The organism is Clostridium kluyveri (genome assembly GCF_001902295.1).
Classification (GTDB): domain Bacteria; phylum Bacillota; class Clostridia; order Clostridiales; family Clostridiaceae; genus Clostridium_B; species Clostridium_B kluyveri_B.
Genome location: NZ_CP018335.1, coordinates 3,169,912 through 3,191,015 on the forward strand (window position 1 = coordinate 3,169,912; position 21,104 = coordinate 3,191,015).

The 21,104-nt window shown below is 30.3% G+C and carries 26 protein-coding genes; 2 read left to right on the forward strand and 24 right to left on the reverse strand.

The window, feature by feature from the left end:
* Nucleotides 1-68: 68 nt before the first annotated feature.
* The 17 genes from BS101_RS15280 to BS101_RS15360 all read right to left on the reverse strand — a co-directional run bounded on the left by BS101_RS15280 (nt 69) and on the right by BS101_RS15360 (nt 10,103).
* Complete coding sequence (locus BS101_RS15280; RefSeq protein WP_073539609.1) at nt 69-233, reverse strand: YtxH domain-containing protein; 165 nt, start codon at nt 231-233, stop codon at nt 69-71.
* 162 nt (nt 234-395) lie between these two features.
* The gene (locus BS101_RS15285) at nt 396-1,043 is read right to left on the reverse strand and encodes a cyclase family protein (protein WP_073539610.1); all 648 of its coding nucleotides are present in this window, start codon (nt 1,041-1,043) and stop codon (nt 396-398) included.
* A gap of 42 nt (nt 1,044-1,085) precedes the next feature.
* The gene (locus BS101_RS15290) at nt 1,086-1,322 is read right to left on the reverse strand and encodes a DUF2164 domain-containing protein (RefSeq protein WP_073539611.1); all 237 of its coding nucleotides are present in this window, start codon (nt 1,320-1,322) and stop codon (nt 1,086-1,088) included.
* 30 nt (nt 1,323-1,352) lie between these two features.
* On the reverse strand, nt 1,353-1,985 hold the full coding sequence (locus tag BS101_RS15295) for a DUF6198 family protein (RefSeq protein WP_073539612.1): 633 nt from the start codon (nt 1,983-1,985) through the stop codon (nt 1,353-1,355).
* Between the two features lie 289 nt (nt 1,986-2,274).
* On the reverse strand, nt 2,275-3,216 hold the full coding sequence (locus tag BS101_RS15300) for a DUF4097 domain-containing protein (protein ID WP_073539613.1): 942 nt from the start codon (nt 3,214-3,216) through the stop codon (nt 2,275-2,277).
* A gap of 4 nt (nt 3,217-3,220) precedes the next feature.
* A complete protein-coding gene (locus BS101_RS15305) occupies nt 3,221-3,877 on the reverse strand; it encodes a permease prefix domain 1-containing protein (RefSeq protein ID WP_073539614.1) in 657 nt (218 codons plus the stop codon).
* 1 nt (nt 3,878) lies between these two features.
* Nucleotides 3,879-4,211 carry a PadR family transcriptional regulator gene (locus BS101_RS15310; RefSeq protein ID WP_012103052.1) on the reverse strand — a complete coding sequence of 111 codons (333 nt, stop codon included), beginning with the start codon at nt 4,209-4,211 and terminating at the stop codon, nt 3,879-3,881.
* A gap of 294 nt (nt 4,212-4,505) precedes the next feature.
* The gene (locus tag BS101_RS15315; RefSeq protein WP_073539615.1) at nt 4,506-4,757 is read right to left on the reverse strand and encodes a hypothetical protein; all 252 of its coding nucleotides are present in this window, start codon (nt 4,755-4,757) and stop codon (nt 4,506-4,508) included.
* Between the two features lie 12 nt (nt 4,758-4,769).
* A complete protein-coding gene (locus BS101_RS15320) occupies nt 4,770-5,147 on the reverse strand; it encodes an SHOCT-like domain-containing protein (RefSeq protein WP_073539616.1) in 378 nt (125 codons plus the stop codon).
* Between the two features lie 21 nt (nt 5,148-5,168).
* Nucleotides 5,169-5,531: a DUF2089 domain-containing protein gene (locus tag BS101_RS15325; protein WP_012103055.1), complete on the reverse strand. Its 363-nt coding sequence runs from the start codon at nt 5,529-5,531 to the stop codon at nt 5,169-5,171.
* A 222-nt stretch (nt 5,532-5,753) separates the two neighbouring features.
* Nucleotides 5,754-6,059, reverse strand: coding sequence for a LiaI-LiaF-like domain-containing protein (locus BS101_RS15330; RefSeq protein ID WP_073539617.1), 306 nt, complete (start codon nt 6,057-6,059; stop codon nt 5,754-5,756).
* Complete coding sequence (locus BS101_RS15335) at nt 6,052-6,576, reverse strand: hypothetical protein (protein ID WP_073539618.1); 525 nt, start codon at nt 6,574-6,576, stop codon at nt 6,052-6,054. Before BS101_RS15335 ends, BS101_RS15330 begins: the two co-directional genes overlap by 8 nt.
* Nucleotides 6,557-7,015 carry a hypothetical protein gene (locus tag BS101_RS15340; RefSeq protein WP_073539619.1) on the reverse strand — a complete coding sequence of 153 codons (459 nt, stop codon included), beginning with the start codon at nt 7,013-7,015 and terminating at the stop codon, nt 6,557-6,559. Before BS101_RS15340 ends, BS101_RS15335 begins: the two co-directional genes overlap by 20 nt.
* The gene (locus BS101_RS15345) at nt 7,012-7,524 is read right to left on the reverse strand and encodes an RNA polymerase sigma factor (protein ID WP_198039491.1); all 513 of its coding nucleotides are present in this window, start codon (nt 7,522-7,524) and stop codon (nt 7,012-7,014) included. Before BS101_RS15345 ends, BS101_RS15340 begins: the two co-directional genes overlap by 4 nt.
* 168 nt (nt 7,525-7,692) lie before the next feature.
* Nucleotides 7,693-7,872, reverse strand: a complete 180-nt coding sequence (locus tag BS101_RS15350; protein WP_073539621.1) for a hypothetical protein — start codon at nt 7,870-7,872, stop codon at nt 7,693-7,695.
* Nucleotides 7,869-9,716 carry a heavy metal translocating P-type ATPase gene (locus tag BS101_RS15355; protein WP_073539622.1) on the reverse strand — a complete coding sequence of 616 codons (1,848 nt, stop codon included), beginning with the start codon at nt 9,714-9,716 and terminating at the stop codon, nt 7,869-7,871. The genes BS101_RS15350 and BS101_RS15355 overlap by 4 nt, the downstream gene beginning before the upstream one ends.
* A gap of 111 nt (nt 9,717-9,827) precedes the next feature.
* Complete coding sequence (locus tag BS101_RS15360) at nt 9,828-10,103, reverse strand: metal-sensing transcriptional repressor (RefSeq protein ID WP_073539623.1); 276 nt, start codon at nt 10,101-10,103, stop codon at nt 9,828-9,830.
* Nucleotides 10,104-10,545: 442 nt separating this feature from the next.
* On the opposite strand from BS101_RS15360, the gene BS101_RS15365 reads away from it, so the two are divergent.
* Complete coding sequence (locus BS101_RS15365) at nt 10,546-12,300, forward strand: ATP-dependent metallopeptidase FtsH/Yme1/Tma family protein (protein WP_198039616.1); 1,755 nt, start codon at nt 10,546-10,548, stop codon at nt 12,298-12,300.
* A 201-nt stretch (nt 12,301-12,501) separates the two neighbouring features.
* Here BS101_RS15365 and BS101_RS15370 read toward each other — a convergent pair whose 3' ends face one another.
* Together BS101_RS15370 and BS101_RS15375 are read right to left on the reverse strand one after the other, a co-directional pair.
* On the reverse strand, nt 12,502-13,518 hold the full coding sequence (locus BS101_RS15370) for a rhomboid family intramembrane serine protease (RefSeq protein ID WP_073539625.1): 1,017 nt from the start codon (nt 13,516-13,518) through the stop codon (nt 12,502-12,504).
* A 72-nt stretch (nt 13,519-13,590) separates the two neighbouring features.
* On the reverse strand, nt 13,591-14,649 hold the full coding sequence (locus tag BS101_RS15375) for an HD-GYP domain-containing protein (RefSeq protein WP_073539626.1): 1,059 nt from the start codon (nt 14,647-14,649) through the stop codon (nt 13,591-13,593).
* A gap of 219 nt (nt 14,650-14,868) precedes the next feature.
* Here BS101_RS15375 and BS101_RS15380 point away from each other — a divergent pair, with 219 nt between their 5' ends.
* Nucleotides 14,869-15,192 (forward strand): hypothetical protein, encoded by a 324-nt coding sequence (locus BS101_RS15380; protein ID WP_073539627.1) that lies wholly within the window; start codon nt 14,869-14,871, stop codon nt 15,190-15,192.
* 10 nt (nt 15,193-15,202) lie between these two features.
* On the opposite strand, the gene BS101_RS15385 is transcribed toward BS101_RS15380, so the two are convergent.
* The 5 genes from BS101_RS15385 to BS101_RS15405 all read right to left on the reverse strand — a co-directional run bounded on the left by BS101_RS15385 (nt 15,203) and on the right by BS101_RS15405 (nt 21,097).
* Nucleotides 15,203-15,631 (reverse strand): Fur family transcriptional regulator, encoded by a 429-nt coding sequence (locus BS101_RS15385; protein ID WP_012103067.1) that lies wholly within the window; start codon nt 15,629-15,631, stop codon nt 15,203-15,205.
* Nucleotides 15,632-15,651: 20 nt separating this feature from the next.
* Nucleotides 15,652-16,203 (reverse strand): manganese efflux pump MntP, encoded by a 552-nt coding sequence (locus tag BS101_RS15390; protein ID WP_073539628.1) that lies wholly within the window; start codon nt 16,201-16,203, stop codon nt 15,652-15,654.
* 211 nt (nt 16,204-16,414) lie between these two features.
* Entirely contained in the window at nt 16,415-17,158 is a 744-nt protein-coding gene (locus BS101_RS15395) for a M48 family metallopeptidase (RefSeq protein WP_073539629.1), read from the reverse strand.
* 12 nt (nt 17,159-17,170) lie between these two features.
* Nucleotides 17,171-18,793, reverse strand: coding sequence for a S41 family peptidase (locus BS101_RS15400; RefSeq protein ID WP_073539630.1), 1,623 nt, complete (start codon nt 18,791-18,793; stop codon nt 17,171-17,173).
* 183 nt (nt 18,794-18,976) lie between these two features.
* On the reverse strand, nt 18,977-21,097 hold the full coding sequence (locus BS101_RS15405; protein ID WP_073539631.1) for a cell wall-binding repeat-containing protein: 2,121 nt from the start codon (nt 21,095-21,097) through the stop codon (nt 18,977-18,979).
* Between the last annotated feature and the right edge of the window lie 7 nt (nt 21,098-21,104).

Sequence of the window (21,104 nt, forward strand, 5' to 3'; positions counted from 1 at the left end):
ATAGTAAAAATACAGTATTAAAAGTGTATCATTTATATAATACACTTTTAATATTACATTTGAAAACATCATATTATAAAATTTGACATTTTACCATATATGTTCCCCATACTGTTTCTTAAATATCTGGAAGTTCTTCTTATTCTCCTTCTAGTGTTTTTATCCAATTCAGGTGCTATCATCATACCCACTGCTGTTCCAATTATAGCTCCTGCTACAAATTTTCCTTTCATCTAATTCATTCCTTTCATACTTTTTTATGAATTTATTTAAGCTCAAAATTCAGATATCTAAAATAAGTAGTAAGCTATATTTTATTCTATATAGCATAGAATATGCAGTTTTAACTTTTTTAAACCAGTTAATTGTCAAAGGATATATAAGTAAAGCTGCTGCTATTCATCTAAAATAGCAGCAGCCCTAATAGGTGCTCCATCGGAATTATTATATTTTATTGGAAGCGCACATAATGTGAATAATTCCTTGCCTACTTTTTCTAAACAAGTCAAATTTTCCATAATAATCATATCTGTTTTATGAAGAAGTTTTTTATGTATGGTCAAATTTTCATCTGAAATGGGATCAACACTTATCACATCTAACCCCACTCCCTTTTTTTTGCTGCAAATTAGATATTCACAGACTTCCTCTGTAATATAGGGATATTCTCCAAAATAAGAACTTGTACCCCATCGTTTATCCCAACCAGTATGAAATAAAATAAACTGTGCCCTGCGGGCTGTTTCTTTCACTTCATTAATATATTTCATGGTAATTCTTTCGCCTTCCTTTAAATCACTGCAATCAATTACAAGTGCTCTTCCTATAAATTGATTTACAGGAAAATAATTCAAGGTGATTCCATTTGGAAACAAATGAGCTGGGGAATCCATATGTGTTCCAGTATGGGAAGACATGGTAAGTAGAGTTTCTTTAAAACCGTCTTTTTCATATATATTTGCAACTTTCAATTTAGGTGGTTCTGTGCCTGGATAAACTGGCATGAGTTCTGAAATAGTATGCGTTAAATCAATTATCTCCAAGATAAGACCTCCTTCTCTTAAATAAATATCTCTTCAATTACTTCAATATTTTTGTATTGACAGTAAGTCTTCAATTCTGTCGTTCATATACTTATAGGAATCATAAACTCCTTGATTATAAAATTCCGGTGCCAATTCTTCTATAATAAATCTTAAAATAAGACCCGAAGCCAAATCACCTAATTCTTCTCCTCTTTCTTCCAAGAAATAATTTTTTATTAAAGAAATCATTTCTTCTTTTTTCTCTTTACTTAATTTAATTGTATTATTATTTCTCATATATACCTCCTATTATAGAGATTATTTCCCCTAGTTTACAAGTGCACTCATTTGCTTTTTAAATAACATATTCACAAGAGCTATGGAACGCCCCACCCCAAGTACTGCTGCCAGAGTTCCAATGCCAATTCCAATTACTTTTCCTCCAAATATCACTCCTATAAGTACGGTTATTGTAACGCATACTATGTCTATCATGTTTTTTGCAAATCCAAGACCTTTATTCATCCGCTCTCCCAATGCCTGTGTAAGACCGTCCGCCGCATTTGGAACAAACTTCATCTCAACAGAAATAGCCACCCCCATTCCAGTAAGCATAATGGCTGCCCCAAGTAAAAGCAATCTCAGCGTTAAACTATTAAAATTTATAATTATCATATCATTAAATACATTGATTACTCTACTAAATATCACACTCATAGGAATCTGCAGCAGATCAAAGTAACGAAATTTTCTTCCACGAAGCACCATCTGTCCCACTACACACAGTATATATGTACATAAAGTTGCATTTCCTAAATTTACTCCCCAAATATTAGAAACACAATAGGGAATGGAGATAATGGGTGATACTCCTAGACCAGTCTTTGTATTCAATATAATCCCCAATGCAAGTATTACAAGTCCAATACAATACATCACTGCTCGACAGAATTTCTTCATATGTCTTCCTCTCTTCTTAACTCTATTTATAGATGATTACTTATAGAAAAGCATCTATTTAGAGATATTCTTTATAATTTCCATTATATCAAATAATAATATAGCTAGACAATCTAATTTTAAAATAAACAAAAAATTCTCCATGCAAAAATCAAACAAGGATAACAGTATTCTAAGTGCTAGAGACACTAAGAATACTGTTAATAAGGTTCAGATAACGATGCGTATTCCTCATGTGCAAATCCACCTGGACCTAAGAATCACTTATTACAATTATCTTCTTTTACTGCTATTGGGACAAATTTATGTCGCCAGACACCGCATTAACGTCTACTGTCTTATATGGTGGATTGCCTACCTGTACAGCAGCCCTATTTTTTCTTGTATTTTCATAATTCAATGGAAAATCTGAATTTATATCCCCTGAGATACTCTGCCCATTAAACTTAAAACTCAAGCTTTTAGGAATTACCAAATCTATGTCTCCTGAAACAGAGTTTATTTTTGAGTAATTATCGATTCCTCTATAATTCACTTTAACATCTCCTGAAACAGCTTTTATATCACCCGAACCTGAAATAGAATTTATACGTATATCTCCTGATGTATTTTCTAATTTATAATATTTAGAATATATTCCATCTGCATTTATATCTCCAGAAGTAGTTTTTATATTGACATTATTACCCGTAATGCCGCCCTTAACATAAAGATCCCCTGAAGCCTGACTACAATATATGTCATTCATTTCTACTGAAGAATTAAATGACATATCTCCAGAACTTAAATTCACATATAAATCCTCAACATATTTCTTTGGTATATATACTTCAATTTTTTGATTAATATTTATAAACTGAAACACATGAAACTTGAATCTTCCATTTCTGTTGTTTGTCTTGATCTCAATGTTATCACCATTTTTGCTCATTACAAACTTATCTTCATTTTTCAGTTTACCTACTGAACTTTGAACCACCCTTAAATTTGCCTCATCTGTTGTCTGTATAAATATATCTTCATTAGAAAAATCAAGACTTATTTTATTACAATTCTTTATTGATATATCTTCGTCCTTTTGCATATTATATATTTTCCCCTTTGATTTATCCAAAAACTGAAAATTACTAAAACTATTTCCATGTAGAATTCCATATATTAAAAAATATGCTCCTGCAACTGCTATAGCTATCCAAATTACAATTAATCCCTTTATCAGCCGTCTATTCATAAATTTACTCCTTTAATTTAAAACTTAACATAATTACCCTTTGCAGTGCCGCTCCTATTATAAATATGATCCATGAATATGCCCAGGCTCCAAAAACAAAATTCAATACAAAGTAAACTGCCACTATAATCAACCACATTATAGACCTTATTGATTTCATAATCTCATTTTTGTTGTCATTTAACACCTTCCATTCCTTGAATTCCTCTACTATGGTATTGTCAGCTTTAATATATTTAGGCTGTGAAGCGGCATTATACACAATAAGACAGGTAGCTACAGCATCTATTGTAAGCATAATACTTACAGATAAACTTTCATTCACCATAAAAACTTCATTTAACAATATTAAAACAACTACACTCATAATATAAAGACCTATTGACACTGATAATATAATTGCACTTTTCTGACGTTTTTTCTGTGTTATATCATTGTCTAGCACATTACTGTCATTTAACCCATTTATAAGCTCATTTACATCTCCCACACTTGAAATTGCTATTTTAAAAGCTTCTTCTTCATTCTTTCCCGATGATACCAGATCATCATATTTATCTATAAGGTTCGCCAGAAGTTCTTCCTTAAGCTCGTTGGCCCTATTGGTTTTTGGGGCATTTTCAAATAAATCCTCTAAGTTCTTTCTCAGCTTTTCATACATTTCAATTACCTCCATCAATCAATTTATCAATCAATTCTTTTGATTCATTCCAATCCACTTTATTTTGTTTTAATGCTTCTCTCCCCAATTCTGTTATAGAATAATATCTTCTTCTAGCTCCTGTGGTCTGATCTCCCCAATAAGAAGTTATAAACTCAGCCTTTTCCAGTCTTCTAAAAGCTGAATAAAGTGTTGCCTCCTTAAGTTCATACTTGCTGTTTGTTTTCTCTTTTATAAACTTATTTATTTTATATCCATAACTATCGTTTTTTACTAATTGCGCCAATATTATAGTTTCCGTATGCCCTCTTATAATATCTGAAGTTATAGACATTTGCTCACTCCTTTCTGATGAACTTTATTTTATGATTACACATTTTAATTTAACTTTATATGTATATTATATAAATATATACTTCGCCTGTCAATGTATATATTTTTTAGATATATATTTTTTAACATAGTATAAATACTTACAAAACTTATTCAAAAAATCGCTTTTCCTCAACAAAAAAATACCCACCAAATTTTAGTTTGATGGATTTATTTAAATTACGTTATTTTTTATAATCAACATATTATATAATTAAAGATGAATTACATTTCATATTTATCTCCTATATCCAACTTATATAGTTATAACTACTACCGTCCCCTCCTTTGCTCTAACTTCCACAATTCTTAACCCCTTATATTGCTTTAAAATTCCAAGGCATTTGGAAAATTGTCTAAAATCAATCATATCAAAGTACTTTCTATCTTTTTGGGGAATATGTGTTCTTACAAAAGATGAACTGAAAATTGATATACCAAGCTTTAAAAATATAAATGGTATAGGTATTATAAATCTCACTTTTCCTGATTTTACATACACTCTCATACACTGCTCTCCCTATTCTATTACCACCTCAACTATATCTCCATTTGCACTTTTCACATCCACTATTTTACCTAAAAGTCCATTGTCTATAGCCTCTGAAATAAGATTTAAATCAATATTTTCCATTCCTTTCACATTATCACTTAGGGGAATCTTGCCCACAGTTTTAAGCATTATCTTTATAAATTTTACTGGAAGATTTACATTTACATTATCCCCATCAATAGAATTAACTCTTATCTTTAACATTTTATCCATGATATCATTATCTGAAGAAACTTGAACATCTGTATTTTTATCCTTAAGTGACTCTATAAGTTCCATAGCCTTATCTGCCGTAATTTTACCCTCTTCCACCATCTTTAACACTCTTGCCATTTCTTCATTCATTTTTTATCCTCCCTATTATATTTACTCATTTAACATTTTAATGGCTTCATCTGCACTTATCTGTCCTTTATCTAACATATCCACTACTTTCTTTTTATCAACTTTCACATCCTGAGCTACATTATATCCAAGAGCAGCTATGACCTCATCAAGCTTTGCTCTCACAGTAGGATAGGATATTCCAAGCTCCTTTTCCACATCTTTTATATTTCCTCTATTCTTTAGAAATACCTCTATAAATTTAAGCTGTTCCAGTGTTAAATATTCAAATTTCGACATTTCAAAGTTATTTTCAATTATTGTGCTGCATTTAGGACATTTAAGTTTTGAAATTAAAAGCTTAGATTTACATATAGGACATTTGCCTATTATTTTATACGCCAACCTATCATCTCCTTCCACAAATAGTATATCATAACACTTTAATATATTCAATATATAAATTAAATATATTAAATATATTATAATTAATTATTAAAATAATTGATTTAATAATTAATTATTTTAATCAACGTTAATGTCCAGCACAATAAAATAGCTTTCCATGATATTTAACTTTATCATAGAAAGCTCCGTTTAATATATTATCATAATTTTTAACAGGATTTAAAACATACTCCTAAATTGAGGATAATTTGTAATTGCAAACTGCATTATCCCCATTACCATAGCAAAAATACAAAGTACCATTACAATAACTATAGCTCCTGTATCATACCTTATTTTCTCCTCTTTGTTTAGGATATATGCTATAATAACCTCTACTCCAATAAAAATTAATATTACCGGCCACAAGGATATTATCAGTTCATAACTTATATTTTTAAACATACTATGCATTAAAAACATTACTCCAAATACCACAAGAATTACACCTGAAGTAAATGTACCTACTCTTCTCCCCTTAATCATCCATACTCCTCTCCTTCTTTTTTCCCATAATAAGTTTTACTCCAATTATAATTATTGCTATTGCCACAATGATTTGAGGGATAATTCCTGTAAAAGAATTTATAATATTATAAATTCTATTATCTATATATGGTGCAGCAATATACGTAATATTGTCCCATATAAGGTAAATTCCCATACATACCAGAAGTATTCCAAAAAATAGCCTTCTCTTTTTAAATAAATTTTTATCCCAATGAAGAAACTTGTCTATGGAAAACATGTAATTATCTTCTAAAGGTGAAAACTCCTCTTCAGGTAAGCTCTGTTTATTTATACAGTCAAAAAAAGAGTAAAACCAAATTAAGGGTAATACAAATAAGAGAGGTCCTATATGAAGCCATGTTGAAAGAAATATTACAAAGAAAAATGCAGACATAATTGACAATCCCATTTTCATAAATCCCATGTACATATGCCCTGCACCGGGAAGAAAAGAAAACAAAATGGTTAAAAAATTACCTTTTTTCATTTTCATTATTAAATACCTCCATATTAATTATTTTATTAGAGAAATTACCAAGCTCCATATTAATGGAATTTACCACTGTAAACTTAGGTGAGCTAATTTCCAATGTCTTTACTTTGGTATTTGCTATAAAATTCAATGTACTTGAGAATACAAATATAAGGGATATACATGCAGCAAGAGAAACTCTAAGGGAATAAAATAAAAACTGCCTATTTTTCTTTTTATATTTCACTATTTTATTTTTTACTTCTTCTTCAAATCCAAAGGGCACTTTCTTAAACTCACTATCATCAAAACTACCTGTAAGGTGTTGGATACATTTTTCACAGTTCTCAATATGCTGGGATACAACAATAAGTTCTCTATCATCCAAATCTCCCCTTTTAAATTTTTTTATACATGAATCACTTATATGTCCATTACTGTTAAATAGACTATCCCTCAAATAAATTCCTCCTTCCATAAAATTTTAAGAAATTTTTTTGCTCTATATAATCTTGTTTGCAGTGTTTTTAAATTTTCTCCTGTATCTTTTGCCATATCTGAAAGTTTTATGTTTTTACAAAAGTAATTTATTGCTACAGTCTTATAAGGTTCTTTTAATCTTCTGCATAGATTATATATTTTTTCATCACTATCCTTATTCAATAGACTTTCCTCTGGAGAATCTTTTATATCCTCTATATATTTATAATCCTCACTACTTAAACTTTCTAACTTTCTGGCGGGATTCTTAACATAATCCCTACATTTATTTAATGCAATTTTTGTAACCCAAGCTTTAAAATTGCTGCCATCAAACTTATTCATATTTTTATAGGCAGTCAAAAAGGTTTGCTGTGATATGTCCTCTGCATCAAAATAGTTTTTAGTAAAGGAAAAACAGATAGTAATAATTAGGCGTTGATACTGTTTTATATAATTTTCAAATTGATTTTCCCAAATAATCACCACCACCTTTTTACCCTTATAATAATATAACGATTTATAAATAAAAAATACTTCAATAAATATAATAATTTTTTAACCTTTTCTTTTAATATAATAAAGCTGCACATAACCTATATAAATATAAGCTATGTGCAGCTTTACTTGAAATTACCTTTATTAAACATAAAATATTTATAGCAAAAATTTCACTACTATAGAAGCAACAGCCACTACCACACCTATAACAGAGATATTTCTATATATCCTAACAGATTCAACATCATTTTTTTCTTTTTTCATATAGATAATTCCTGCAATAAACATTCCTAGGCCAACAATAATAAAAAGTCCGAATAAAATCCATGCTTTCATTTTAATTTCCTCCATTTTAATAATAATGATGAATTAATGATAACTGCAACGGAACCAACATTATGTACTAGTGCCCCAACAACGGGATTTAATATGCCTGTAATGGCCAGAGCAATAGCAATAAAATTAAGCATCATAGAAGCTGCAAGGTTTATATTAATGGTTTGCATAGTTTTTCTGGAAAGCTGTAAAAGGTGTGGTATTTCCTTGATATCATCCCCCACAAGGGCAATATCTGCAGCATCAATTGCAATATCACTTCCAATTCCACCCATAGCTATTCCTACATGTGCTGTCTTTAATGCAGGAGCATCATTAATTCCATCACCCACCATACAAACAAATTCACCTTTATTCTGATACTCTTTGATAGCTTTCATTTTATCTTCAGGCAAACAGCTTGATTTCAAATCTGTAATCCCAGCAATCCGTGCCATATGATTTGCTGCCTGTGGTGCATCACCAGTAAGCAATACAGTTTGAATTCCCGTCTGGTGTATTGCATCAATTGTTTTTGAAGCATCAGGACGAAGCGTATCCGACAATGCAATAAGTCCAATAGCTTTTTGGTCTGCTGCAACATAAATCACTGTACTTCCATCTGCCTTAGCTTCTTCCGCTGATTGATAAAGAGTAACTGGTAATTCAGTTCTTTGTTCAGATAACAGAGTTTCATTACCTGCCAATATCCTGATACCATCTACATCAGCCAAAACCCCTCTACCCGCAATAAGAGTAAAGGTACTTGACTCTTCTGGCAGTTTACCATTTTTACTCTTATAATAGGAAACAATTGCTTTCCCCAGAGGATGTTCTGAACGAAGTTCCGCAGATGCCGCAAGCGCAAGTAATGCTTCTGAATTGATATTTGGTACACAGCTTTTTACCTGAACCACTTCGGGTTTACCGTATGTAATAGTACCTGTTTTATCAAATGCCATTCTCTTTATTTTGGCAAGCCGCTCTAATGCATCACCTTCCCGGACAAGAATACCATATTTTGTAGCATTTCCAATTCCAGCCATAATAGCTGTGGGTGTTGCAAGCACTAATGCACATGGACAAAATACAACAAGGATGGTAACTGATCGGATAATTTCATGGGTAACAAACCATGTGCCAACTGCCGCCGCAAGTGCTATGACTACAATCCACGTAGCCCACCTATCAGCTATTCCAACAATTTTTGCCTTTCCTGCATCTGCTGATTCAACAAGACGGATCATCCTCTGAAGAGAGCTGTCCTCTCCAACTTTCTGTGCAACCATTTCAAAAGTACCAAATTGATTGACAGTGCCGCTGAAAACTTCATCACCTTCATCTTTATCTACAGGTAAAGATTCTCCAGTCATTATAGACTGATCCACAGAGGTTTGTCCTTTAATAATCATTCCATCAACAGCTATTGTCTCTCCTGCTAATACCCTTAAAATATCACCTTCTTTGATTTGCTCCGCGGAAATTATAGCCTCTTCGCCATTTTGTACAATCCTTGCGGTCGTGGGAGTAAGATGTACCAACTTTTCAATTCCAGCACGGGCCTTAGCAACAGTACGCTCTTCCAAATAAGCTCCGATTGTCATAATAAAAGCCACTTCACCAGCTGCAAATATTTCCCCGATAAAGATTGAGGCAATCAATGCAATTGAAACTAATACATCTGCCTTAATATCAAATTCAGTTACTAGTCCTAAAATGGCCCCTTTTACAATGGGAATACCACAAAAAATAATTGCAATCCATGCCGCACTTTCCATATTAAAAAAACTTATAATTAGAGCAATTAGAGATAATGCAAGAAATAATAATGTTCTTTTGTCATCATCCTTTAATAGTTGTATCAATAAAATCACTCCTTTTTGTACCCAGGGGGGTATACGTATATTATACCCCCCCGGGTATAGCATGTCAATAATAAAGCAACTGTTATTTTTAACAGTTGCATATTAGGACATCTATGACATTCTTGAAAAATGCTCTATAGCCTTGGCAAAATCTGCTATTGTTCTATCGGCATCTCCATGTTCAATACCTTCTCTGACACAATGGTTCAAATGGCCTTCTAAAACCACCTGACCTACTTTATGTAAAGCACTTTTCGCAGCATTGATCTGAATTAAAACATCTTCACATGGAATATCTTCATCCACCATTTTATCAATAGCCTTTATCTGTCCCATGATTTTATTCAGCCGTCTGTGTAGATTGCCTGCATCCATGCATTGACGCATTATCACACCTCCTTATATATGATATTATACTACAGTATTGTACTATATAGTGAAAGTTATTTGTTGAATTTTCAGAACCTGTATGTTGTGGAAGCCTAATAAATTGAGTATCAAGTGTAAGTTCAATAGCAAGTAAACTTAAAATAAATGATAAAGATCTCACTTTCTATTTTTCATCTTAAACTTTTAAAGAATCCTGTATAAAAGGTATTTAGTTCCTATAATTTCAAGGCTTTCACTTTTTTCTACAAGTTACTTTAGAAAATTTTATGATTTTCATTAGACTAACAGAGAAAAATATTATAATATCATTATTATAGTAAAATATTAATAGGGTTTATTTATTTTTGTAAAAATAAATGTTAAATTATTGAATTATAGGTATTTTTTATATTATAAATTAATTCATCTATTCCAGGAGGGGATGCTTATGAAAAACATAATAAAAAATATAAAAAACAAATTTATTTTAATACCCATTTTTACTTTTATATTGTCTCTCAGTTTTTTAATATTCATAAGTTATAAAAATAGTTCCATAGGATACAAATCCTACACTTTATTTCAGAAAGATTTATTGGATAAAAGAATTTCAACAGTTTACATTACAGACAACCCCAAGATAAGAATAAAATTAAAAGATGGCGGTATATATGAAACAGATAACCCCAGAACGCCTAATATTAAACAAACACTACTAGAAAATAATATACTTGTATCTGAAGATTACCCCGTAGATAGTAAACAAATATACCCAGGTACTTTGATGCTTCTTTCTGTTATATCCATTATATTTATGGCAGTTAAAAATTCTGAAAAAGTTTCTAAGAAAACCTTAGCCATTGACTCTTTGGAAACTACTGTCGTAAAAGACTTTAATTATACTTTTGAAAATGTAGCTGGAAATGAAGAGGCAAAAGAAAGTGTAAAAGATGTAGTGGATTTTTTAAAAAATCCTGAAAAATATGCATCCTATGGAGCAAGAATGCCAAAGGGTATAATGTTGTATGGACAACCTGGAACAGGAAAAACTCTCCTAGCCAGAGCAGTTGCCGGTGAAGCAAATGTTCCTTTTTATGCAGTTTCAGGTTCAGATTTCATACAGATATATGTAGGTGTGGGAGCCAGTCGTATAAGACAGTTATTTAAAAAGGCAAGAAATAACAGTACTGGAAAAGCAGTTATATTTATAGATGAAATAGATGCCATTGGTAAAAAGAGAGATGGAGGCAATTCTTCTGGTGGTTCTGATGAGAGAGATCAAACCCTAAATGCCCTGCTCACAGAAATGTCTGGTTTCAATGAGAAGAAAGGAATTGTAGTAATAGCTGCAACTAATAGATTAGACATGCTAGATCCTGCACTCTTAAGACCTGGAAGATTCGATAGACACATAGAAATAACGCTTCCAGATATTTCTTCAAGGAAAAAAATTATAGCCCTTCATCTAAACAATAAGCCTGTAGGTAATCTAAATTTACATGAATGGGCTCAAAAAACTTCTTATTTTTCAGGTGCAAAAATTGAAAACCTAGTAAATGAAGCTGCAATAATTGCATGTAAAGAAAACAGCAGAGCCATTGAAGATACCCATATGGACAGGGCTTTTTCTATAATTTTGGCAGGCTATGAAAAGAAAAATAGAGATTATATAAAAGATATGGATAAAAAAATAACTGCATATCATGAGGTGGGCCATGCTTTAGTATCTTTAAAGGTGCTTCCAAATGAAAAAATATCTAAAGTAACAATTATTCCAAGTACTAACGGAGTTGGAGGTTATACTTTAAGCATACCAGAGGACAAGCTTTATGAAAATAAAGATTATTTAAAAAAGAGAATAATGATACTTTTAGGAGGAAGGGCTGCAGAAGAAGTTATATTTGGTTCCAATTATATAACCACCGGTGCTCATAATGACCTGCAGCGAAGTACACATATAGCTTTTAATATGATAACCCAATATGGTATGGGAGAAACTCTAGGGCTTTTAAATATGCAAGAATTAATGAAACTAAATATAAACCAGGATAAAATTATTGAAGAATGCAAAAAATTAATCGACTCTATGTATTATCATACAAAAAACATAATAATTGAAAACAGACCCTATCTTAAAAAAATAACTGAATTACTTATAGAAAAAGAAACATTATATGCAAAAGACTTAGATGACTTAAAATTAATATCCAAATAGATTTAAAATACATGCTCTATATTTCAGCTTTATATGCTGAAATAAAGTGATTCAGAGGTTCAGGTGGAGTTTTACTCATAAAAAACAGAAATACCTTTCTCCATCTGAACCTCTGAAGAACTTATTCAGGCGCATAACAGTGCCTATCTCTCACTTTGAAGAAGATGAAAGTATTAGCTAATTGCCTCATTCGGATAAAAATTAAACTTTTTTAAAAGACATATTACTTAGTACATAAGTAATAATTATGCCTCCTATAAGTCCTCCTATATGTCCAAAGTTATCCACATTGGCTACGGAAAACCCTATTATAAGGTTCATTACAATTATAACCATTATATTCATGATAAATTCCCTAGCTACAGAATGTTTCATTTTAAGGGCAAATACCAAAGATGCACCTAAAAGTCCAAATATTGCTCCTGAAGCTCCTACAGATATGGAAGATGAGAACATATAACTAAATATAGAAGAAAACAACCCTGAAATAATATATATAATTATATATTTAAACTTTCCGTATACTTTTTCAATAAAAGTACCCATCATATAAAGTGAGTACATATTTACTCCCAAATGTACTATACCTGCATGTAAAAACATACAGGTAAATAACCTATAGTATTGTCCTTTAGCTATAAGAAAATTTACCTTGGCTCCCATAAACACCAGAACATTTAAATTACTATCCATTATGCTGCCAGACAAATATGAAGTTACTATATATACCAATACATTTAGTGCTATAATCACATAGGTGACAACTACCTCTTTTATTCTTTTTTCACTGGAGATATTTCCAGAATTCCTTACATGAATTATCCCTTGTAACATTTGATTGGCCAGCTCTTTTGATCCTTCTGTATAATATACTAATTGATTTAAATCAGGATTTATTAAAATCAATTCAAACTGTCTATGTATTTCATAATCTAATTGATAATTATTTATGTATTCTGCAGATAAACTAGCTTCTTTATCCATAATTACTTGTGTAAACTTTAACCTTTTATTTTGAAATAACTTTTTCAAATCTGAAATAATAAATTCTACATTTATATTTTCAACCCGAGGAAAAAATACAACTCTTATAATATCATTTTCTTCCCTCCATAATACCCATTTACTGTATAAACCCTGGCTCTTTTTTATTTCTATAATTTTAAAATTGTAAACCTTATACAATATTTCTATTAAATTATCAATATACGAATTCATTTTTTTCTCCCTGAAAGCATAAAATAATATATATCTAATTTATACTATATAAAAATTTTTATTCGCCTTTTATCAAATCAATCCAGTTATAACCACATTGGGCATCCGCAATAAGTCCAATTCGTAAGCTGGTATAAGTTTTCCTGTATCCTCATCACAAAGCACTCTTATTATTGGTCTATCTGGAAATCCTTTATTTTGTCTTACAACATAGCCTTCAATTTTATTTGATAATTTAACTCCACATCCCAGAGGATATATGGCAAAAGTATTTTTAAAATTGCACACTAAATCCTGATCAAAATTACTGCCACTCCCTGAAAGTATGAGTTCATAAGCATCATTTGGACTAAATTTTTTCCTGTAGCATCTATCGTTGCTTACTGCATCATATACATCACATATACAAACTAGTTTTGCATAATTCGTTATTTGCTTACTTTCAAGCCCATAAGGATATCCCCTGCCATCTATTCTCTCATGGTGTTGTTCGACTATTTTTATTACAGCATCTGAAATTATAACATTTTTTTTAAGAATTTTAGACCCATACAAAGGATGATTTTTTATCTCGTTAAATTCTTCATCTGTAAGCTTAGTTTGTTTATTCAATATTTCTAAAGGAATCTTTGTTTTTCCTATATCATGCAAAGAAGCACCTATGCCGATTTCTCTCAATTGCCATTTATCATATCCTGTTGAAGCACCCAGAAAAGAGGCCATAATACAAGTATCTATTGAGTGAATAAAGGTATAGTTATCGTAGGTCTGTATATCATAAAGGCTCTTATTTACATCACCAAGTTCAATTATATAGTTTACCATATCTTCTATACCTACAAGGGATTTTCTCAGCTCTTTTTCATTACAATTATACAAATTACTCATTATATTTGACATACTTTTCATTGATTCTTGCTTTAATTCCAGTAACTTTTCATCTTCTATATTCACATCTTCCAATCTCTCATCTTCTACATACAAATAGAATACACCTAATTCTTTTAATTTATTTATATAATTATTGGTCAATTTTACTCCTGTCTTTAATAAAACTTGTCCATCACATGTCAATATGCTTTTTCCAAGCACATCTTTTTCTTTAACTCTATTTATGAACTCTAGTCTCATTGCTTCACCTCAACAAAATTTGATATATTCAATTTCTTTTCTAAGCATATCATATTTAAGATATAAATTAAAACATTTTAGTTAACTTACTACAAATTAATTCCGCATGATTAATTCATGATTTAAAACTAAAAATGTTAAAATTTCTATTTACTTACAAATAGAAATTGGTTATTATAATTATAAAGAACATTTTTTATATTATTATGGAGGAACCTCATGAAAAAATTTGTATTTTCCATAGTAGTTATTCTGTTAACTATTGTAATAATAAAAAATATATATGTATCAAAAAAATGTACGGATATCAACTATGCAGTTGAAAACTATTTTACTACAGGAATTTTTAACAAATATAAAATATACAACATGGAAGATGTAACTCTGTCCTTTTCAGATGGTAAAGATGCTTTTATGACAGTTAAAGGCATATCAAATAAAACACCTCACCATAAAGTAGAATATACCGTATTTTTGGAAAAAGACAATAATGGCAGCTGGAAAGTAAAAAAGGTATATTCAAGTGAAGTGACTTTACAATAATCTTTCTGTATTATGGTTTTAGTTGCTTGTTTCTGCAATCTTTACATATGCCACTTATTTTAAAATCCAGTTCCTCATCTACAAGTACAAAATCTGTTTTACTTTTTATTATTTCTTCTATTTGCTGCATGGGACAATCTATCTCTACCTGTTTTTCACATACCTTACATTGTAATATGTGCTTGTGGTTTTTTCTTATTACAGCATAGCTGTATCTTCCCTTATCTAAATCAAACTTTCTTATAATTTTTTTATTTTCAAATAACTCTAAAGTTCTATAAATTGTAGATAAATCTACATTTATATTTTTCTTTTTATACTCTTGAAATAAATCTTCTACATTTATTGCACTTTCACTCTTATATAATATATCTAAAATATTTAATCTAGCTTGTGTAACTTTTATTCCATATTTTCTCAAGTATTTCTCTATATCCATAAAACCACCCCAAATTTCACTTAAAAAAGCATCATTTTGATACCAAATATAATAAGTATTATACCTCCTATATAATCTGCATACTTACTTACAGCGTGTATTTTTCTAAGATACCTTGAGATAATAAAAGCACAAGAAGTCAATATAAGAGTTACCATACCTATAAATAAAGTATGATATAGCATATCTAAAGTATTTCTCATATTGTTTAAAGTAGTAAATCCAATTACTAAAGCATCAATACTTACAGAAACCCCAAGTATAATAACCATTCCAGGTTTTACAAGCGTGTGCTGTTTTTTACTTTCAAAGCCCTCCTTAAGCATAAGTATGCCTACAATTGATACTACTGCTCCTCCAACTATCTCAGGAATAGAGGCAACATACTTATTGAATAAAAAGCCTCCATAAGAACCCAGCATAGCAAAGAAAAACTGAAAAAATGCAAAAGATATTACAAATTGAATTTTTTTATTTCTTTTTATCGCATTGTTCAAGCCTACAGATATGGCAACACTAAAAGCATCCAAAGAAAGTGCCAGAGCAATTAAAAATAAGGATCGAAATGTCATATTACCTTTCCTCTCACATTCGAATTATCAAGTGATTCAGAGGTTCAGATGAAGTTTACCTATGAGAACTTCTTTTCTCCATGAACCTAAGAAGAACTTATCCAGACGCATAGATCTGCTTATCTCCTACTTTGAAAAAGATGAAAACATCAGCTAATTACCGCATTTGGACAAATAATACTATCTTACTATATGTATATATATGGATTATTTATATATATATTCCTCCTTTAAATCTCATAGGAAAAACAAGCATATATCCATTATTTTTAAGCCATTCTCTTCGATTTACATAATCAGGTATTTCACATTCCACCAGCTTCCAATAATCTTTAGAATGATTCATGTACACTAAATGACATAATTCATGTACAATTATGTACTCTATTATCTCAATAGGTGCCATTAAAAGCCTGCAGTTAAGATTTATATTTCCATTTGAATAGCAGCTTCCCCATAGGGTTTTCTGACATCTAACAGTTATATTTCTGGGACATACATTCAGTTTCTTGCTATATACATCTACTTTATGCTTAAAGATCAATTTAGCTTTTTCCCTATAAAATTTATATATAATATCTCTAATACTTTCTTCATCCTCTAACAAAGTTTTGCTCCCATAAATTACGAAATTATTTTTAAAAATTCTAATATACCATTTTCGTGTATCCACTATATATCTTTCAAGATTTAGATATTTACCAAGCCACAGGATCTTTTTTCCCTGTTTTATATCCCTGAATTTTACGCATTCCATCCTTTCTTTTACTATGTTAACATTTTTTAATATCCATGGCATCTTATTTTTCACAACTTCCTCTATGGATTCATAACTTATGTGGTAGGGAGCATTTATAATTACTTTTCCCTTTTCATCGATTTTGATACTTATATTTTTTTTATTTTTTCTAACTACTGTATAGCTTAACGAAAGAACCTGATGAGTAGTTTCCATATTTTTACCTCTCTATTTTTTTACAACAACAGGCTTTATGACATTTTTAATTTTTATATAATAAGTTTGTCCTTTATCCAATTTTTCTTTAGGGGTAAGAACAGCCTTATTGCCTTTTAAAATGTTTATATCAAAATCTATTCTCTTACCTGTGTTACTGTTTATAATCTCCATGGTTATATTATTACTTAAATCAAAATTTATTTCTTTGTTAAAAGTCACGGTAAATGACTTATCTTCTGGTACCTTATTTAAAGTATCCAATAACTTATAATTAGAATAGAAAAATTTATATATATTATTAAAGTAATCATTTGGAACATTTGTCCAACCATTTTTAGTTCCTATATAAACTTTAGATTTCGATACATGTTCTATTATATATTTAAAAGTTGTCCAATATTCTTCACTTTTAGCCATATTTAAATCTATATTAAATTCTCTTTCATTTAATGTAATCTTTAAAAATCCAGTCTTGTCTGTATTATTTCTACATTTTCCTGATAATAACTGAGCTACTTTTAAAGCATCTAAATCACCTGTATCCAAGTCAGGTTTTATTCCTACTTTTTGTATTACATTGCCGAGAGGGGAATAAAATTCTTCTGTAGTCAATTTTAACGCACTTCCATTGGACAGTTCAAATATTTGTTGTGCTACTCCTTTTCCATAGGTAACATTACCTATAAAAAATGCTTTTTTATAATCCTTAACTGCAGCAGCTAATATCTCAGAAGCGCTAGCTGTATTTCCATTAGTCAAAAATATAACTGGTTTATCTATTACAATTTTATGTCCCCCTGTTAAATATCCCATTTTATTCTTATACTTGTCCTCAACTATTAGCGCCAAATTATTTCCTATAAAATTTCCTGCTATATCTACCGCAGAATACATATATCCTCCTCCATTATTTCTTAGATCTATTATATAGCTTTCTGGATTTTTCACACTAAGTTCTTCTAATATCTCATCTAATTTTTGAGAGGTATTTTCTCCAAAAGATGATATGTAAATGTATGCTGTACTATTATCCAACATAATACCCTCTACTGTCGATAACTGCAATTCTGCCCTTTGTACATTAAAATTTAATATTTCATTTTCTCTCTGCACTACAAGATTTACTTTAGTACCTTCTTCACCACGTATGCATTTTCCTATTTCATCTATACTCAAATCACTAATTGAATTTGAATCCACAGAAGTTATAATGTCCCCTTCTTTTAATCCTGCAGCTTCTGCAGGAGAGTCCTTAATCACAGAAACTACTTGAGCCCCTGTAGAAACTTTATTCATTTCTATGCCTATTCCACACACTTTGTTATCTATCTCATTTAAAAAATCTTCTTCTTCCTCCGCCGAAAAGTATTGACTATAAGGATCATCCAATCCCGTTAATATTTCATCTATGGTAGATTTGTTTAATACACTGTCAGATACATCTTTAATATAATTATTTTTAATTATATTTCTAATTTCGTTTAAAGTCTGGGAATCTTCAGCATGTACTCTAGCCGTAAAACCAAATATAAAAAATATTAATGAAAATATTATAAAAATATTTCTAACATTAAAATTTAGTTTTAATTTCTCAGCTGAACTTACGGCCCCAAATTTAGATTTGATTTTCATATATATTCCTCCTAATTTTAAATTAAATTATACACTTCTTTAAAAAAGATATATATCATTTTTCAAAAATATTATATAAAAAAGGATATACATTCAATATAAAGTTTATAATATTGAGCTGCACATCCTTTCCCTTAGGCATTTCCAAATGAAGTGATTCCCAAATCCGATGGAAACTATTAACTATTTCTTTTTATTATTGTTGATCTTTACAATTTCATTATAATCTATAGAATTGGTTTCGGTAACTTCCGGCAAATTTATTTCCACACTTTTGTTTCTATTATAACTTTCCACACTAAAGTTAAATCCTAAATCCAAAGCACTTTTTATATTATCTGCTGTTATTTTTTCTCCCTTTTCACTTGCGCTATTTATAATTGATATAAGTTTACCAATGCTCGTATTTAAATCTACAGTGCCATTTTCCCCCACAATATATCCATCACATATATTATAAGTTATATCCACCCCATTATCTCCAATTATATTTACATCTTTTACAGCATCCATAAAATTTTTCATGTTGCTTAGAGCTGTTTCTGGGTGTGAGTACATAAGAGCAAAGGTATTCTCCAACTGTTTTTTTTGTATATCTTTATTTCCATCCTTAGAAAGGTCTATACATGTAATTAATAATTGTTTTACAAAACTTATGAAATCTTTATCCTGCATAAAATTTTTTTGAGTATAGTCCAATATTGATTTAAAAGTAACATCTGTAAGTTTTAAATTATAAGTTTTAGCATACTTTGGTCCTTCTTCAGTATCCATTCTCATTAACCCCTTATAGGTTATAAAATCAAATCCTGAATTCCACCCTTCTGAATACTTTTTTAAAAAGCTTTCAAATTGAGGCTGGAAATTGTTTTCAAAATTGGCCATATCTCTAAAATCCGAACTACTATTGTCGCCATTACTTATTATAGCTAAAGGATCCATAATTATATATTGTTTTTCCTGAACTTCTTTTGGAAGGTAAGGTCTTAATATATCCGGTATCTTAACAACTTCCCTAATCCCTGTATTATCTATAACCAGCCAACCCGTGGTCTGTATATTCATACCTGCAACTTGTATTGTAACATCTTTTTGCATATTTCCTAAAGCTTTTTCCTCCTGGCTGCTAACCTTAGCGCTTAAGTCTATTTTAGAATTATTTATAAGTGAAATTATATATTTACTTTCTTCCTGAATTGTTTTAGTTGGTTCATCTAGCTGGTTATAAGCTGAATGTTCAATACCCTTTCCTATAGAATTTACTTCTCCTTCATTCATAGAAGTATTTACTATATTATCATTTATAATTTCATTTTTAGATATGAGCAATATACTTTCCAGAGTAGAGTCACTTATAACCCCTTGTCCACCTAAGACATTTATTTTTCTTATTAAATTCAGTTTATTTCTCAGGTAATCTTGAATTCTGCTATCATACTTATCTTTTATCAATATGATAGGAGATGAAGTCAAAGCTGCCACAGCAGAACCTAATAATCCGTCTGATAAATCATCTTCATTTGCCAGATAAACTGTATCATAATTTACATCATTTTGAAACTTTTCAAGTGCATTTACACTTATCTCATACTCGTCTTTTCCTAGAATTCTATCTGCATTATTAAATCTACTGATAATATCATCACTTATTAAATTACTGTCTCCAACCACATAGACCTTGGGTACATATTTACTAATATCTTCAATACTTTTTTGAAAAGTGCTGTCAACAGTCTTAGGTACTAATATTAAAGGCATTCCCTTAGAGGCCGCAATAGAGGACATTGTAATAGAATCCGAATAATTTTTTTCATTTACCATTACTATTCCATTTTCCACGCCCACTATTTCAGCTATTTTAAAGGAAGTATCATATTTATCTTTTCCATCTATTCTTGTAATTTCAATTCCCCTATCTATAAATTCATGTTCTATATCAGGGGATATAGAACTTTCTCCTCCTATTAAGAATATCTTTTTTACCTTCAATCTATAAAGTTCTTTATTTAAATTAATCCATTGCACAGGATTATCCAATTTATCTTTTGGAGTTAATAAAATAGGTGCATTATATTTTTTAGCAAGAGGTACCGCACACAATGTATCCTGGAAATCTTGTCCACTAACTATCACTGCATAATCTGAACTTTCCTGCCACCCATTTTTGCAGATTAAAACAGAAGTGTCATATCTGGTAAAACCACCTATACGTTCTGGTGTAATTGCAGCTTCAGCCTGATTTAAAATCCCGAAGTTTAAACATAAAATAGCTAAAAGCAAACACCCAATCTTTCTTATATTCACTGAGTAT

What these genes read in the sequence shown, in the direction of transcription:
- BS101_RS15330 (WP_073539617.1), bottom strand. Translation starts at nt 6,059, where the DNA reads ATGATTAAGGGGAGAAGAGTAGGTACATTTACTTCAGGTGTAATTCTT.
- BS101_RS15390 (WP_073539628.1), bottom strand. Translation starts at nt 16,203, where the DNA reads ATGACATTTCGATCCTTATTTTTAATTGCTCTGGCACTTTCTTTGGAT.
- BS101_RS15385 (WP_012103067.1), bottom strand. Translation starts at nt 15,631, where the DNA reads ATGGATATAGAGAAATACTTGAGAAAATATGGAATAAAAGTTACACAA.
- BS101_RS15320 (WP_073539616.1), bottom strand. Translation starts at nt 5,147, where the DNA reads ATGAATGAAGAAATGGCAAGAGTGTTAAAGATGGTGGAAGAGGGTAAA.
- BS101_RS15395 (WP_073539629.1), bottom strand. Translation starts at nt 17,158, where the DNA reads ATGGAAACTACTCATCAGGTTCTTTCGTTAAGCTATACAGTAGTTAGA.
- BS101_RS15315 (WP_073539615.1), bottom strand. Translation starts at nt 4,757, where the DNA reads ATGAGAGTGTATGTAAAATCAGGAAAAGTGAGATTTATAATACCTATA.
- BS101_RS15310 (WP_012103052.1), bottom strand. Translation starts at nt 4,211, where the DNA reads ATGTCTATAACTTCAGATATTATAAGAGGGCATACGGAAACTATAATA.
- BS101_RS15295 (WP_073539612.1), bottom strand. Translation starts at nt 1,985, where the DNA reads ATGAAGAAATTCTGTCGAGCAGTGATGTATTGTATTGGACTTGTAATA.
- BS101_RS15290 (WP_073539611.1), bottom strand. Translation starts at nt 1,322, where the DNA reads ATGAGAAATAATAATACAATTAAATTAAGTAAAGAGAAAAAAGAAGAA.
- BS101_RS15370 (WP_073539625.1), bottom strand. Translation starts at nt 13,518, where the DNA reads ATGAATTCGTATATTGATAATTTAATAGAAATATTGTATAAGGTTTAC.
- BS101_RS15350 (WP_073539621.1), bottom strand. Translation starts at nt 7,872, where the DNA reads ATGAAAGCATGGATTTTATTCGGACTTTTTATTATTGTTGGCCTAGGA.
- BS101_RS15280 (WP_073539609.1), bottom strand. Translation starts at nt 233, where the DNA reads ATGAAAGGAAAATTTGTAGCAGGAGCTATAATTGGAACAGCAGTGGGT.
- BS101_RS15360 (WP_073539623.1), bottom strand. Translation starts at nt 10,103, where the DNA reads ATGCGTCAATGCATGGATGCAGGCAATCTACACAGACGGCTGAATAAA.
- BS101_RS15375 (WP_073539626.1), bottom strand. Translation starts at nt 14,649, where the DNA reads ATGAGACTAGAGTTCATAAATAGAGTTAAAGAAAAAGATGTGCTTGGA.
- BS101_RS15300 (WP_073539613.1), bottom strand. Translation starts at nt 3,216, where the DNA reads ATGAATAGACGGCTGATAAAGGGATTAATTGTAATTTGGATAGCTATA.
- BS101_RS15305 (WP_073539614.1), bottom strand. Translation starts at nt 3,877, where the DNA reads ATGTATGAAAAGCTGAGAAAGAACTTAGAGGATTTATTTGAAAATGCC.
- BS101_RS15380 (WP_073539627.1), top strand. Translation starts at nt 14,869, where the DNA reads ATGAAAAAATTTGTATTTTCCATAGTAGTTATTCTGTTAACTATTGTA.
- BS101_RS15335 (WP_073539618.1), bottom strand. Translation starts at nt 6,576, where the DNA reads ATGAAAATGAAAAAAGGTAATTTTTTAACCATTTTGTTTTCTTTTCTT.
- BS101_RS15400 (WP_073539630.1), bottom strand. Translation starts at nt 18,793, where the DNA reads ATGAAAATCAAATCTAAATTTGGGGCCGTAAGTTCAGCTGAGAAATTA.